Source organism: Mucilaginibacter sp. OK283 (assembly GCF_900110415.1).
GTDB lineage: Bacteria > Bacteroidota > Bacteroidia > Sphingobacteriales > Sphingobacteriaceae > Mucilaginibacter.
Genome location: NZ_FODR01000011.1, coordinates 19,534 through 35,621, shown reverse-complemented (window position 1 = coordinate 35,621; position 16,088 = coordinate 19,534). Strand labels below are relative to the sequence as shown.

Below are 16,088 nucleotides of genomic sequence, written 5' to 3'. Positions count from 1 at the left end.
GGGTTACCAGTCGTGCTTTTCGAATTTGCACGTTAAGCAATAATTAAGCTTTTATTAATTACCTCCGCTTTACTTTATAAGCAATCAATTATCCATGTGAAAATTTCACAAATCTGCTAAACAAATTAATCTGCATCTATGAAAAGGAAACTCTTTGTACCCCCATAGCTGGTACGCAAGTCCGTCGTTTAACCAATTATTAAATTTTAATACCAATTATTTATGAATTTCAAAAAAACCAATCTTATCTTGATGATGGCTTGCGCAGCTGTTATCATCAGTTGTTCCAAGAACAAACTTAGTCCCCCTTCTACAACTTCGGATGGGAAGATACCCAAGCTCAAAACTACGGCTTCTTCCGTCGGCGATGTTGTTGGCAAAGTAATCGTAGGCTACCAGGGCTGGTTCGCAGCGCCCGGCGACGGCTCGCCCCTTAATACCTGGTGGCATTATGCCTCGGGCGACCCTTTTGGTGTCCCCACGCCAACTAATGCCAGTATCATATCCTGGCCCGATGTTCGTGAATATACCAGCACCTACACGGCATCCAACTTTGGCAACCTGGGCAATGGCCAGCCCGCCAAATTGTTCTCTTCGTTTAATGATCAAACAGTAAATACCCATTTTTTATGGATGCAACAAAACAATATTGATGGAGCGGCCTTACAACGATTTAACCCCAACGGACAGGAAGGGCCAATCCGTGATGCTATTACTGCTAAAGTTAAAACGGCAGCCGAGACCTATGGCCGTAAATTTTACATTATGTATGATGTGGGCGGGTGGACAAACATGCAATCTGAAATTAAAACAGATTGGACCAACAAAATGGCCGCCTATACCTCATCATCGGCTTACGCTAAACAAAATGGCAAGCCCGTTGTGTGTATATGGGGTTTCGGTTTTAATGATAATAATCACCCCTGGTCGGCAGCCGTATGTCTTGATGTTATTAACTGGTTTAAAGCCCAGGGTTGTTATATAATTGGCGGCGTATCTGCTTACTGGCGCGATACAAATAGCACCGAGGTAAGGCCCGACTTTTTAGCAACTTATAATGCACTGAACATGATCTCGCCCTGGATGATTGGGAAGATTTCAAATACCTCGGAAGCCGATGGTTTCTACACCGACCATAATGTTGGGGACCAGGCTTATTGTAATGCTAACGGTATTGATTACCAGCCATGTGTTTTGCCGGGAGATTTGCAAAAACACCAAAGAGTACACGGTGATTTTATGTGGAGGCAATTTTATAACATGGTAAGACTGGGCGCCCAGGGTATTTATATTTCCATGTTTGATGAATATAATGAGGGTAACCAGATTGCCAAAACTACCGAGACGTCGGCCTACACACCCGCTGGTTTGGGCTTTTTCTCGTTGGATGAAGATGGTACAGCCTGTTCTGCAGATTATTATTTGCGCCTTACAGGCGATGGTGGCAGGATGCTGAAAGGCCAGATTGGGCTTACATCCACGCGCCCTACGCTACCGGTTGTATCGGGCAGTGTTCCTGCGCCAATAGGGCAAACAATTACCATTAAGGGAAATAATAACCTTTATGTAAGCAGCGAAAACGGTACCCAGGCGATGAATTGCAACCGTGCTACCGCCCAGGGCTGGGAGCAGTTTACCATTGTTGATGCCGGGGGAGGTAAGGTAGCCCTGATGAGCCAGGGTAAATATGTATCTTCTGAAAATGGTACCCAGGCAATAAATTGCAACCGAACGTCGATTGGGGCATGGGAACAATTTGATTGGGTAAACAATGGGAATGGCACATTTTCGCTAAGAGGAAACAACGCCAAATTTGTTTCGAGCGAAAACGGTACGCAGGCCATGACCTGTAATCGCACCGCTGCCCAGACTTATGAATCGTTTCGGGTAAATCAATAAACAACCAGATCGGGATTAAACTTTTTGAAATGGCCGGCTTATTAATAGCCGGTCATTTTAATGGTAGCCTATCTGTTTTTCAACTGACCAGCATTTTTCGCTTTATAATTGTTGATCTTTTACTTTCCGGAATAGGTGGTTGGTGGAATCGTATTATCCACACAAGCAAACTATATTTGGATATGTGCAGTTTCTCCGTTTTGAATAATGTAGGTACGCTTGTTTATCCCTTTTAGAATAGATATTGCAACTTTGCCGTCGCTTCGCTCAGTAACCTTTAAATCAAATTCGGCACCAAAAGCATGAATATTATTTAAAGCCATCTTTTTCCAATTTTTGGGCAACCTGGGGGTACAGTTAAAGTTATTTAATCCGGTGGGTCTGATCCCGAATAGCCCTTCAATGAAAATCCGGCAATACAAGCCGCTTTCGGCCGATAGGTGCCTTTGATTGCCTTCGGGGTAGGCTTCAACGGGGTAGGGAACGTGCTCGCCTAAAAGCCTTCTTCGCGAATAATAATGTAAAAATGTAAGTGCTTTACCTGTTTCACCAGCCTGTAAAACTCCCCGTAAAGCATATAGGGTAGAGCGATCCCAGAAAGTATCTTTTCCCTGTTCGGTAGCTAAACCATCGGCTGTCCATAGCTGTGGAGAAAATAGTGCATCGATGGTGCCTTTGCTTCGGTCAAAAATTCCCATGGCCAGGGGCATGCAGATCCAGGCGCGTAATTTATTGTTAGTTTCATAATACCTGTATGTTTTGTAATTATCAACCGTTGCCCCGAAGTATTGCTCAATATTTGTTTTTAACCGGGCAGCCTCCTGGTTATAGCCGGCAGCTATTTTGTTTGGCAGATGAAGTTGTTCGCTAAGAAAAGCAGCGGAGATCAATGCATCATAATATAAGCAGTTGGTAGATAAATTGGCCTTGCCGGCAGGAAACCGCCCTTCCAGCTCATCTGCATCGGATGTTACTACGCCTTGCTGGTTAATGTGCCTGCGGCTGTATTCCAGGCACCAGGTTATTAAGGGCCACAGCTTTTTGGCCGAATCAATGTTTCCATAAGTAAGGGCGTATCTTGATGCGCCATAGGCAATCATGGCCTGGTCGCCGCGGTCGCCAGCACCATTCCAGGTAGTATCGCCTTCGGCAACTATGGAGCTTGGTATCGGTTTATACTGCGGATTCATATACCGGGCAAATAACCGGTAACAATTCATGGCCGATAAGTTTCCTATCTTATCGCCCGAAAAAGCAAAATATGGGCTAACGTATTCTGCCTGGTCATTGGCCCAGATAGCTGCGTAGTAGGATAGGCCGCCCGGCCCGTGCATATAACCGCTTTTGGTTTTAAAAATGCTTTCTGTAGCGCGTATTTTGGCAAAGGCAAATTCGGTATTTAGTATGCTATCCGGGGTTTGTAGCTGCAGGGGTTTCACGATTTCTGCTATCCGTTTTTCCCTGGCTTTTTCTTCCAGATCAGGATTCACTGGCGGTAGGGCATCAGGATGGTCGGTGGCGAGAAAGCAAATCGAAAAGCTGAAAGATTTACCGGGCTGCAATACATGGTTACCGTCATTAACCGATTTAATGATGACGGTATGTGGCGATGATTTGCTGGTAAGCGGGTCTGTTGTTATCTCCCGTTTTAACTTTTCCATCGAAACGGTTACCGGCTTATTGCTAACGTTGGTCAGCTTAAATCTTTCTATGGCTAATGGTTTATCTATCGATGGAAACAGGCTCCGCTCAATATCTACCAGCCTGGTGTTCCCGGCTTGCGCGGATATGCGCATAATACCGCGCTGGCTAATGGTTTTCACCTTCAGGGATATATCATCGGCCGCTACACCCTGGGTGGCATTATTGATTGTCAGCAGTTTATTATCGATATAGATATGGGGCAGTTCATTATCCTGAAAGGTGTGTGCTATATGGCTTCGGGTATCATCGGGCAGCATCCTGAAGGTAGGGAAAACCACCGTGCGGGTAACATTAGCTAAACCAGGCGTATCTACCCGGTAGCCAACCCAAAGGGAAACTTTTTCGCCTGACATTTCGATATTGTCTGCATGCGGAAGCCTGCTATCTATTTTCCAGGATATGGCGCCGTTTTTTTGGATGGTCCACCTGTCATTTTGTACCGGTAAATTTTGTTGCTGTGCATAGATTGTTAAATGAGCAAACAGGATAGCTAAAATTGAAAAAAACAATTTTTTTGAAAATTTCATAAAGATGGACGATGGAAATTGCGATAAGATTAATACACTTTAACGTTTACTTTCTGACCAGGAGTTATGGTTGTTTCAACAAAAGATATCACCCTGTTTTGGTCATCAGCCCCTTTTTTTAAGATAACAGCATTTCCATTAATATTAGCCCGTTTAAATGCACCATAAAACATCGCTTTCCATTTAAATGACTGGTTCCCTGTATTAGTAATGGTTGATTGTTGCCTGTTTACATGTGCCAAACTGATACTGGTGTTTAAAAGAGATAAGTGATCAACGGAAGCGTTGCCTGTACTGTTAGTTTTGTAAATGGTACCCAGCGTTTTGGTTCGCGCATCGGGAGCAATACCCATTAAGCCCTGCACAACTCCTTCAATTATACCATAAGATACTTCGGGATATTCACGCCTTGCTGTTGATGGGTTAGATAGGAATACGATATATTCCCTTGCTTTTTCCCATTCACCAAATTTATAAAGCAGGTAAGGGTAGTAGGACATGTTTTCAACATTCCACCTCGAGGCAGCTACACGCTTAATGGTTTTATTTGTTCTTACAGTATCTTTCAAAGCATCAAACCAAAGCAGAAAGGTTTCTCCTTCCTGCATACCAAATTGGTTGTTGTTGCTGTAATAGGTGTAGTACTGATTATCTTTTTCGTTCCACCAGTCGGCTTCCAGGTGTTTCCGGTACTGTTGTGCCTTTTGCTCATAAAGTGCCGCTTCTTTAAGCTTTCCTTTTGTTGTCAAAATTTCCGAATAGGTAAACATTCCCCGGTACAAGGCTGCAACCAGGTCGACCCCGGTTTTTAAATTCGGCACGCCTTCGGAGTAAGAAGGTAACCCGCGGCATCTGTGAAAAGAATCGTTTTCGTTATAAGGCAGCGGTGCATTAGGATGGGTGGGCCTTGTGAGCAAAGAGTCTGGTGAAAGTACCCAGGCGTCTATATATTTTTTTACCGTTTTTTGTTGGAAATTGACAAAAGCAGGAGCATCAATATAATAACTGTCGCCGGTCCAAAGGTACATCCGCCAGCTTGCATTTAAAATATCGAAATTGGCAGGCAGGTTATACCAAAATTCCTTGTCGTTCCGGTAATCATCTGGTGCCGGCTTTGCCCATTTGTTAATTTCCCAATAGGTACACCAATCTTTTGACTGGGATATATTAGCTGCAAAGAGGTTAAACATATTGATATTTTGGCGACTCAATCCTAATATCTCGGCACCGATGCATTGGTGAGATACATCGCGCATACAAAATGCTGATCTGGGCGGCAGGGCAGATTCATACCAGGGGCCTACTGGGTCGGTATCAGCGCCTTTATAATGTAATGCTGTTTCCTTGGCCCAGTTGAATGACTGCACAAGTTCTTTATCAGATGAGTTAAAAGTGACCTCCTTTTCCTGGGCAATAGTTTTGTAGCCAATCAAAAGAAATAAAAGCAAAGCCGCTTTGTGTTTAAGCAAAACCATGTTGTGTAAGTTATAATTATCAGGTTAAGTGAATTGGTAAACTAAATTTGAACTTGTATGATCGCCATTTGATCATCGAATAAAACTCCGCCTGTTTGGAAAAATTCTATTCTGTTCTATTCTATAAAATTATTAAATATTTTTATAGTGCCAAAATTATTTTGCAAGAATAAGCGGTGAAAAAAGAACAAATAATGCAATCATAAGTACAAGCAATATCACGGTATAATAATGCCGGTTTTTCCAGGGCTTTATATCTACCGCATTATCAAGCTTCAGTGTATACGGAACGGGCATGGGGTACAATTTGCCAATAACCAGCATAGTACCACAGGTAACCACAAATAAAATGGCCAGGATATGGAGAAAATGGATATGCGTATCAAAAACTAACTGCGAAAGGGCATAGCATACAATAAAAAAGATCAGCCCTGTTTTAGCCGCAATTGCCGGGACCTTGGTTGTAACAAAGCCCATGAACATAATGGTAAATATGGGCACGTTAAAAAAGCCGTTAACTATTTGCACGTAAGTATAAAAGCCGTTTTTTACAAACAGGATAAGTGGCGCTATAAACATGGCTGCCAGGCAAACCACAATTTCAAATTGCTTGGCTGTTCTTAATAGCTTTTTTTCGGGTACCTGTTTCGAATTCTTCTGTAGCCAGGGCTTATAAATATTCAGCATAAACAATGTACTGGAACTGTTAAGGCCCGCATTAAAAGTGGTAAGGGCGGCAATAAATATCACAGCGGCAATAAAGCCAGCAATAAAAGGAGGGGATACCAGGCTGTCCAGCCGCGGAAAAACTTCGGCAGTATTATGCATTTTCGAAAAAACATGCACTGCTATAATACCGGGTATATTTAAAAGCAGGGGCGAGATCAGTTTTCCTAGAGAGGCTACGGCCAAGCCTTTTTGCGAAGTTTTAAGATCTTTTGAGGCAAGCACCTGCTGGATAATATATTGCTCGGTACCCCAGTAGTAAAGATTGACCAGTAGCATGCCGGTGAACAATGTGCCAAAAGGGATAGCATCTGATGGCGAGCCAATACTATTCAAATGCTCCTTATGCACAGTAAGCACCTGGTGTAAACCTGCCCGGATATCGCCATGGCCTATATATTTTAACCCGAAGAATGGCAGCAGGATTCCGCAGGTAAAAAAGCCAATCCCAAGCAGGATATCCAGTTTGGTAATTGCCCTTAAGCCACCCAGCATAGAAAAAAGGCAGCCGATTGTTCCCATGATCCAAACCAGGATCAGGATAACCGTTGAGTATTCTATTTTCCAAACGTCCGAAAAGTGAAATAAACCGTTAAAGGCCACGGCCCCGGCATATAATACTGATGGGAGCAGGTTGAATACGTAGCTGACCAAAAATATAACCGAAACCAATTTGCCAACGCCGCCCCCATACCTTGCGGTCAAAAAATCGGGCGTGGTTGCTATACCCATTTTAATATACAGTGGCATAATAAATTCTGATACCAGCAGCATGGCTAATACCGAACTCACTCCCCAAGCCATAACCGTCATGTTATTGGTGTAGGTAAGTTCGTTTTCGCCAATAATTGATGCTGTGTTGATGTTAGTAAACAACAGGCCGCCGCCAACCATTAAAAAACCAAGGCTCCTGTTGGCAAAAAAGAGGCCATTTAATGTACTGACCTTGGTTTTGCCAGATTTGTACCAGAAAGCAAAAGCCACTATCCCGGTAAAAAATAGAAAGCCGATGATCATGCTGGCGCTCATAACAAAGCCTAAAGCGTATGCCTCTCAAACAGGTTCATAGGAACGGTAAGCTGTATTTTTTCTTTTGATAAAACAGCATGGCCGGCCATTTTTCCCATGTTCGAGAAATCAGCAGAAAAGGTGGTGATACCGATGATCTCTTTAGCGGGCTCATCATTATGTGATAACACACCCAGGTCTTTACCCGGCTTAAGTTTTTGGGTTTTACAATCGCGCATAATTTGCCATAAGGCAAAGTTATCCAGCGTAAAATATACTTTACCTTTTTCAACCGAACCCGGAAGATATTCTTCCTCTATCCGGCCTTTGATACTAAATTCTTTCAGAAACTTTTTAAATGAATCTACAATCTCTTTCGGATCTAATGAATTTGCCGAATGATAAAATATAAATTCATCAAACTGTTTTATTTTCGGTGCGAGCTTTGAAAAAACAGCGTAAGATGCATCCCCAAACTCCTGGGTAATGTGGTTAAAGTCGCCGTCCAATTGTTCAAAGCGGTCAAACATCAGGAATTTATTGCGGGGGATGGTCTCCAATAATTCTTTTGTTTTGGGGTGAGGAATAGGAGCAACTACGTACATGCCGTATTTGCCTTTTATTTGTAGCAGGATCGTTTCAAATATTTCGATATTACCGTGATGGAAATAAGGAGTCAGCTGCACATTTTCGCCGAGTTCATGCCTGAAGTTTCGGTAAAACTGCTCTTCAAAGGTATCCAGGTTATACATCAGCAAGGCTACGTTTAAAGTTTGCCCCGTATTGCCATTGCCTACAAAATAACCCAAACGGTTCTTCGCTTCCACAATTCCGCGGCTAATTAAATCTTTATAGCCTTTCACAATGGTTTCCCTTGAAAAACCAAGCTCTTTAATCAGCCGGTTTACGGATGGCAGCATTTCGTCCTGGCCAATTATTTTTTCATCTATAGAATTAATAATTCCCTGTACAAAGCGGTCGTGCTTTGAGTAAGATGGGATTTCGGCCAGCTTCCTTATTTCTTCGAAAATTCTATCCATTGAGTGCGTGTAGTTTTAGGCAAAGTAAGCAAAAAAAGGCAGCTGCTTTGCTGCCTTTTTTACTGGTATTGTGTTTTAGTTGTAATTGGGGTTTTGTTTTAGGTTAGGGTTAATCTGTATCTCCTTGCGGGGAATAGGATAGTAATAAAAACTGGGCACCCATGTTCTTTTTTGCATGGTAACTACCTTATAGGTAAAGGAAGTATTGGCAGGCGAGGTTGGCGTAATAGTAATGCCCAAGCCATCCTTTGAACCAATTTCGGCCATGCCCCAGCGGCGCAGGTCAAAGTAACGGTGGCCTTCAAAACACAGTTCTATTCGTCTTTCATGGCGGATGGCGTCTGTTAAAGCGGCGCCCGTAGCGGTAATCGCCGGCATCCCGGCCCTGTCCCTTATCTTATTCAGGTAAAGTAACGCCTGCCCGCTGTTGCCAAGCGCAGCTTGTGCCTCTGCGTAATTTAAATAAATTTCGGCCAGGCGGAACGATACCCACTGGCAGGCGCTATACGGCTGAATATTAAAATTATAGCTTTCATCAACCATTTTTCGCATGGTATACCCTGTTTTTGAAGCATTCCAGGGAGATAAAGGACTTTCCTTTGAATCGAGGCCGCCTTCATAAAACTGTGCGCCACGCCCCTGAAAAGGCGATCCGTTAAACAGGATGTCTGCATAAAACCGTGGATCCCTGTTCTGGTAGGGGTTAGCACCGCTGGTAGCCCAGTTAAACGGCGTTCCGTCGGCCATGTCAAAGTCTTCCACCATTTGCTCCAGTACGTTATAAGCGCTATAACCGTTATAGCCATTCGGGCTAAGATCCCGGTAAAGCGTGTTGTACCTGTCTTCCTGAACGGTTGCGTTGAATACCCTTGAAAATATTACTTCGCTGTTAAAAAAATCGGTAAAAATGGTGTTATAGGTTGAGGAATTGCCGTGCAACGAATATTGGCCCAGATCGATAACTGCCTTTGCCGCATCGGAAGCAGCCTGCCACCTGCCTGCATCATTGCCTGTGTTATAAGTAGGGCTTGCCGCATACAGCAACAGGCGCGATTTAAGCGCGAGCGCAGCACCCAGGGTGGCCTTGCCATAATTATCGGTACTGCTGTAGCTTTTTGGAAGTATGGCAGCTGCGGCGGCAATATCGGTCAGGATAAAATCTCTGGTCTGGTCCCAGGTAGCCCGCGACTCATTAAAGGTATTATCATTAGCCGTGTAAACTTTGGTGATCAACGGTACACCGCCGAAACGTTTTAACAACTCAAAATAACATAGCGCTCTTAAAAAGTGAACTTCACCTTTCATATTGTTGAGCTGTGCACCATGGCCCACGGTATCTGCCTGTACCACATTTTGAAAAAACTGGTTGGTTTTTTGGATGGTGCTGTACAAAGTTGTCCAATAATTAAGGGTAGAACTGTAATTTAAAGGGAAAGAGCTGCCCTGGTTATCTGGAGTAGCCTGCCCCAGCACGTAGGTATTTTCATGGCACCAGTTAAAGTTACTGTACAACTCATCTGTTTGCGAGCCCCATCCAAAGCCGCCATCTTTAAACGCAAATACCGATTCTTTATATATCTGGTTAACAAATACCTGGATAAGCGCGGGATCCGTCCAAACGGTATTGGTTGAAAAGGAGCTGGTTGGCTGCAAGTCGAGTACTTTTTTACAGGAGATGCCTGTACACAGCAGCAGTACTAAACTGAATATATTGACTGTTTTTTTCATTGCGTAAATCATTTAAAATGTAACATTTACCCCAAGATTGATGACCCGTTGCTGCGGATAGATCCTGCCGTTATTAACGGTACCGGTAGCACTTTCAGGATCGAACGAAGGGCCAAAGCTGTCAATGGAGAACAGGTTATTTCCGCTTACGAATACCCTTGCCGCCTTTACTTTTATCCGGGCTAACAAGTCTTTAGAAAAGCTATAGCCAAGCTCTACGTTTTTAAGGCGCAGAAAAGCATCATTACGAAGCCAAAAAGTTGAGGGATAAGCGTTTGAACCAAAAGTGCGGCTTGTTGGACCATTAAATGTGCGGGGGTAGGTATCATCCCCTTCTTTTTGCCAGCGACCTGTGAAAAATTCTTCGGCCATATTCAATCCGCTTGGTAACAAAATAGCTTTTGATTTGGCCTGTCCCTGGAAAAATATAGTAAGATCGAAGTTTTTATACCGCCCGCCAAGGGTGAGGCCGTAAAGGATCTGCGGGGTGTTTGAAAGCGTACTTCTTACCTTGTCAAGGTCGTTTATCACACCGTCTCCGTTTATATCTTTATACCTTATATCGCCAACACCTGTGCCCGTTGGATGTGGCGAGGCATTCAATTCAGTGGTATTTTGAAAGATGCCATCGGCCTGGTACAGCAACCATGAATCAATGGGATAACCTGTTACGCGCTGGTAAGCCGGTACATTTGCCGGTTCGGCACCGTATATCACCTTATTAACCGCATAGGTCATATTGCCGTTAATATTGAAAGAGAAATCTTCGTTTAGTTTTTTATTGTAGCCCAGGTCCAGCTCCATACCCTTGTTATTTACTTTACCCAGGTTTACATCGGGTAAGGTAAGCCCTGTATAATCGGGTACTGCGGCGCTCGGTGCAACCAGTATATTATTCCTTGACGAGCGAAAAACATCTACGCTGATGGATAGCGCGTGAAATAACTGCGCATCAATCCCAAGGTTGGTGGTTGTGGCCACTTCCCAGGTAATATTGGTATTGGGTGTCGGGCCTAAGGAGAAGCCAGGCACCTGGGTAGCGTTGGGGCCAAAATAATAGCCTGCCCCCAGGTATTGTGATATCTGGCCTGCCTGAAGGCCATAGGTTTGGATGTACTGGAAGGCATTAACCGCATCATTACCGGTTTTGCCCCATGATCCTCTCAGTTTCAGATCATCAATTACAGACGAGTGAAAGAAGCTTTCCTGTGATATGCGCCAGGCGGCTGATAAGGAAGGGAAGAAACCGAAGCGTTTGCCTGCCGGAAAGTTAGGAGAGCCGTCATAACGCATATTGTAATCCAGCAGGTACCTGTCGTCGTAGTTATAAGATAACCGGCTAATGAAGTTTTGACGGGCAAATTGTGTAGTTATAGAATTGTTGGTTTGACCTACGGTGCTGCCCGCAAATAATTCAGTTACATTATTACTTAAAAACCCGGTACGGTAGGCATCCAGCTCGGTATACGTTTGTTGTTGCTGCTCGTAGGCTACAAATGCTTCAATACCATGTTTTTTAAATTTGTGCTCGTAGCCCAGTTTAATGTTAGCCAGCCTGCTTACAGTTTGGCTATTGGTAATGGATAAATTAGGAGGAACGGTAGAGGTAAACTCATCATAATTGGCTGTTGTTTTATTATAACTATAAGCAGGAGGGGGCAGCGCGTTGAACCCTTTATACTGGTTTGAGTTTACATCGTATGCAAAATAGCCGTCAAGGTGCAGGCCTGGCGTTACCTTTGGCAATGCCCAACTGAACGATGTTTTCGTTTGCAAAAAGTTATAATTGTTATGGGTATAGCCCAGGTCGCAATTCAATATATATACCATACTGGTGGCAGGACCGCCACCAATACCTACGCCGACTTTACCATTTGGATATACTGGAATCAGGTAAGGATAGGCATTCCACAACTGGCTGAATATGGCATTGGCGTCGTATCCTGGCGCTTCGCCGTTTTTGTATTCAGCGCGGTACATCACGTCCACACCAATCTTGAAATTATCGGTAGCCGAGATGTCGATATTAGCGCGGCCATTGTCATTTTTGTAATAATCGGTGCCGCTATTATATATACTGTTCTGGAACAAGTGCTGGCCCGAGATGTAATACTTTACCTTATCGGACCCGCCTCTTAATGTTAACACGTTGTTGGTTTGAGTCGCCCAGTTTCTCATTACTGCGTTCCACCAATTGGTGTTCGGGTGACCAAGCGGGTCCGAGCCATCTTTGTACTTTTGAATATCATCAGCAGTGTATTCGTGCTGCTGGCCAACCAGGTCGTCATATTCATTAGCCGATTGAGCAAACTCCCAGGAGTTTAACATTTTGGGGACCCGGGTAGGCTGCGTCATAGAAAAATTGGACGTAAATGATAAGGTGGTTTTTCCTGCTGTGCCTCTTTTCGTAGTAATCAATATAACACCGTTTGCCGCTCTGGCGCCGTAAATAGCCCCGGCAGCGTCCTTTAAAACGGTGAAGGATTCGATATCGGCAGGATCTAAGCGGTTAAAGCCACGGTCGGGGATACCATCGATTACAACCAGTGGGCTGGTATTACCCAGGGTGCCTTTTCCTCTCACCAGGATACTGGCATCATCAGCGCCGGGCTCGCCGCTACGGGTATTAACAATTAATCCCGGTACAGCGCCTGCAAGCGTATTGGATACGTTAGCAACGGGCGATTTCTCCAGTTCTGTCCCTTTAATGGTACTTACAGCTCCGGTAAGGTTTGCTTTTTTCCTGGTACCATAGCCAATCACCACTACTTCACCAAGGTTTCCCGAGGTTTTGTCTGGTGCCATGGCTACATCTCCATTCCATTCTTTGGTAACTGCGACTGTTTTTTTCAAATAACCGATAAAGGAGAACGAGAGCTTTGCTTTGGTTTCGGGAACGCTGATCTTGTAAAATCCGTTCACATCGGTACTTGTGCCTTCAGCAGTTCCGTCAAGCAAAATACTTACTCCGGGAAGGGGCTGGCCGTGTTCGTCGGTTACATGGCCCGATACACTTCTTTTTTGTTGGGCAAAACCCTGCTGGTAACAAAGCAGCAAAATAAGGCACAATAAATACATGCCCAGTTTTTTAGGTGGTACTTTTTTTTTCATAATAATTGATTTGGTTTTGAATAATTGGTTATTCTGTTCTGTTCTATTCTTTAATAAAGGTAAGGAGTTTTTTGACACCTCCAAATGTTTTTTATTTTTTTATAACCTTAAATGCGTTTTTGCTGTTAACCTCTTTTAGGTTTGTAATTATTTCCTGCGGCAATAAAAAACTATGAAGGGGTTCGAAAATTGAACATTAATTTTCTTGTGGATATCAATGATCATCGGAGAAAATGGGAACTATAAGACAGCCAAATAGATGCGATCCGTATGGCATACAATATTTAAGCAACCGGCTAACGGCAACCTTTATTGTTAATGCTTTTTTAATAATTTATTAAGTTATACAGCTTTATTTGTATTTACATTTAATGAGCTCTTTCCGTGTTAGGAGAAAATTGGAGAGTATCGGTTTTTATTTTTAACCTAAATAATTCCGGTAATTGTATACATCCTGCGCAAAGCTGGTTATGCAAGCTAAATTGTTTCCTCAATTGATCATCTGCCAAATAAAAAATGAAAAAGAACACCTTATTGATTATCACAATCTTGTTTTTGATAATAGTTTCTCCGGTTTTTGCCAAACCAGGAGCTGTGGTTGATACTTTGCTTGATAAATATAACGTGAGCTGGAATTCCCCGGGCCCGGGTTCGGCACAATCGATGCCTTTGGGAAATGGGGATATTGGACTTAACGTTTGGGTTGAGAAAAACGGCGACCTGGTTTTCTACATCAGTAAAACGGATGCATGGGGAGGCGAACCGGATACCCAAAAAGATGAGTGGATGAAACAGGGGGGCGTGCTGATGAAGCTGGGGGCCATCAGGGTTTCTATAAGCCCTGATCCATTAGCTAATAGTCCGGTTTTTAAACAGGTGCTTAAATTAAAAACAGGCGAAATCGTGATACAGGAAGGCGAGGGCACATCTCTTGTAACCTTGCGGGTTTGGGTTGATGCCAATAACCCGGTAATAAGGGTAGAAACTCAAAGTGTTAAACCTGCAACTATAAAGGTAAAACTTGAAAGCTGGCGCGCGGGTTTAACGGATACCATCTTAAATAATCAAAGGAAACGCATAGCCTGGTATCATCATAACTCATCAACTGCTGACCCTCATTTGGCCAACCTTACCTTTGGGGCAATTATTAAAGGTAAAGGGTTGGAGAATATGGATAACCTAACCTTACAGTCGGGTAAAAAGGTTAAATCACAACTAATCTCTATCTATCCTCTAACATCGGTTTCGGCCAGTGGAGACCGGTGGCTGTCTGATCTCGAAAGGAAAGTAAACCAGATTGAAAAGCTAAAACTTGAACAAACACGACTAACCCATCAGCAATGGTGGCAGCAATTTTGGCAGCGTAGCTGGGTGTTTGTACATGGCGATGAACAGGCAAGTAATGTTACCCAGGGTTATGTTTTGCAACGCTTTGTTACCGCATGCGCGGGTAGGGGGGCTTATCCTATAAAATTTAATGGATCTATTTTCGTGGCAGATAACCCGGCTAAAAATGAGAATGCCGATTTTCGTGCCTGGGGCGGCCAGTATTGGTTTCAAAACACCAGGGCCATGTACTGGCCAAGGCTTATGGCCGGCGATTTTGATATGATGCAGCCTTTGTTCAGGATGTACGCCAGTATTTTGCCGGCTAATGCCGCGCAGGTTCAGCAATATTACCATCATGGTGGGGCTTATTTTGCAGAAACCGCACCTTTTTGGGGCGGCTTGGATTTTATGGGACCTGATGTTAAAGCCAATTATACCAATCATTACTTTACGCCCATATTGGAATTAAGCATGATGATGCTTGATTACTATGAATATACAGGTGATACCGCATTTGTTAAGAAAACCTTATTACCAGTTGCCACTGCCGGGCTACAATTTTTTGATCAGCATTTTGGCCGCGATAGTACGGGGAAGTTGTTGCTTGATCCGGATAACGCAATAGAAATGTTTTGGAAGGTGCACAATCCGGCACCTGATATTGCCGGCCTGCAAGCTGTACTTAGCCGTATGATAAAATTACCTGGCGGTATGGTAGATGAAAAGACTCTTTCGCAATGGGAAAAACTCTATGACGAGCTGCCGCCACTGCCAATATCCAATAATAACAACAAAAAGGTATTGCTGCCTTACACGGGGCCTCAAACGGCAAAATCATTTAACAGTGAAAATCCAGAATTATATGCAATATACCCGTTTCGTATTTATGGCTTAGGAAAGCCGGATCTTGACGTAGCTGTAAATACGTTTAATGCACGCAAACAGCGCTCAAAAGGTTGCTGGGTGCAAGATCCTATACAGGCAGCCATGTTAGGCCAGGCCGATGTGGCCAAAGAATATGTGAGTTTTGCCCTTACACGTAAAGACCCAACCCTTAAGTTTCCGGCATTTTGGGATAAGGGTAATGATTATATGCCTGATGAAGATAACGGAGGTAACGGCGAAAACGGATTGCAGCAAATGTTAATGCAGGTTAACGGCAAAAAGATAATGCTTTTACCTGCCTGGCCTGCCGCCTGGGATGCCGATTTTAAACTAAATGCACCATATAACACAACTGTAGAGGGGAGGGTTGAAAATGGAAAGCTGATTAACTTGAAAGTTAGCCCTGAAAGCCGAATGGCCGATGTAACTGATATGACTAAACCAGAATAAAACAAGAATGAAATTTATTGTGAGCCTAATTTTAGTTTTATGCCTAACCACACAGGTAAGCTGCAATTAAAGTAACCTGCATAGCTGCAAATATATAAGCCCGGTTTTAAACATTATCCTTATAGCCGCGCAAATTCCACGCCTAATGTCGAAAAATAGATGTTAAATTAGTATTGTTATTTGTTAAATTTATGCCAGTTATCTGG

At 43.5% G+C, this 16,088-nt stretch carries 8 protein-coding genes; 2 read left to right on the top strand and 6 right to left on the bottom strand.

Annotation, left to right across the window (positions count from 1 at the left end):
• Positions 1 to 222: 222 nt before the first annotated feature.
• Positions 223 to 1,899, top strand: a complete 1,677-nt coding sequence (locus BMX56_RS22215; protein ID WP_090651893.1) for a lectin — start codon at positions 223 to 225, stop codon at positions 1,897 to 1,899.
• Between the two features lie 170 nt (positions 1,900 to 2,069).
• On the opposite strand, the gene BMX56_RS22210 is transcribed toward BMX56_RS22215, so the two are convergent.
• From BMX56_RS22210 to BMX56_RS22185, 6 genes are all read right to left on the bottom strand, one after another.
• The gene (locus BMX56_RS22210; RefSeq protein WP_090651892.1) at positions 2,070 to 4,130 is read right to left on the bottom strand and encodes a hypothetical protein; all 2,061 of its coding nucleotides are present in this window, start codon (positions 4,128 to 4,130) and stop codon (positions 2,070 to 2,072) included.
• A 29-nt stretch (positions 4,131 to 4,159) separates the two neighbouring features.
• Positions 4,160 to 5,605 (bottom strand): trehalase family glycosidase, encoded by a 1,446-nt coding sequence (locus tag BMX56_RS22205; RefSeq protein WP_090651891.1) that lies wholly within the window; start codon positions 5,603 to 5,605, stop codon positions 4,160 to 4,162.
• Between the two features lie 156 nt (positions 5,606 to 5,761).
• Positions 5,762 to 7,360, bottom strand: coding sequence for a solute:sodium symporter family transporter (locus BMX56_RS22200; RefSeq protein ID WP_090651890.1), 1,599 nt, complete (start codon positions 7,358 to 7,360; stop codon positions 5,762 to 5,764).
• Positions 7,361 to 7,368: 8 nt separating this feature from the next.
• Positions 7,369 to 8,379 (bottom strand): winged helix-turn-helix domain-containing protein, encoded by a 1,011-nt coding sequence (locus BMX56_RS22195; RefSeq protein WP_090651889.1) that lies wholly within the window; start codon positions 8,377 to 8,379, stop codon positions 7,369 to 7,371.
• Positions 8,380 to 8,454: 75 nt separating this feature from the next.
• Positions 8,455 to 10,107, bottom strand: coding sequence for a RagB/SusD family nutrient uptake outer membrane protein (locus BMX56_RS22190; RefSeq protein ID WP_177183883.1), 1,653 nt, complete (start codon positions 10,105 to 10,107; stop codon positions 8,455 to 8,457).
• Between the two features lie 12 nt (positions 10,108 to 10,119).
• Entirely contained in the window at positions 10,120 to 13,218 is a 3,099-nt protein-coding gene (locus BMX56_RS22185) for a SusC/RagA family TonB-linked outer membrane protein (protein ID WP_090651887.1), read from the bottom strand.
• 516 nt (positions 13,219 to 13,734) lie between these two features.
• On the opposite strand from BMX56_RS22185, the gene BMX56_RS22180 reads away from it, so the two are divergent.
• Positions 13,735 to 15,882: a DUF5703 domain-containing protein gene (locus tag BMX56_RS22180; protein WP_090651886.1), complete on the top strand. Its 2,148-nt coding sequence runs from the start codon at positions 13,735 to 13,737 to the stop codon at positions 15,880 to 15,882.
• Positions 15,883 to 16,088 lie beyond the last annotated feature (206 nt).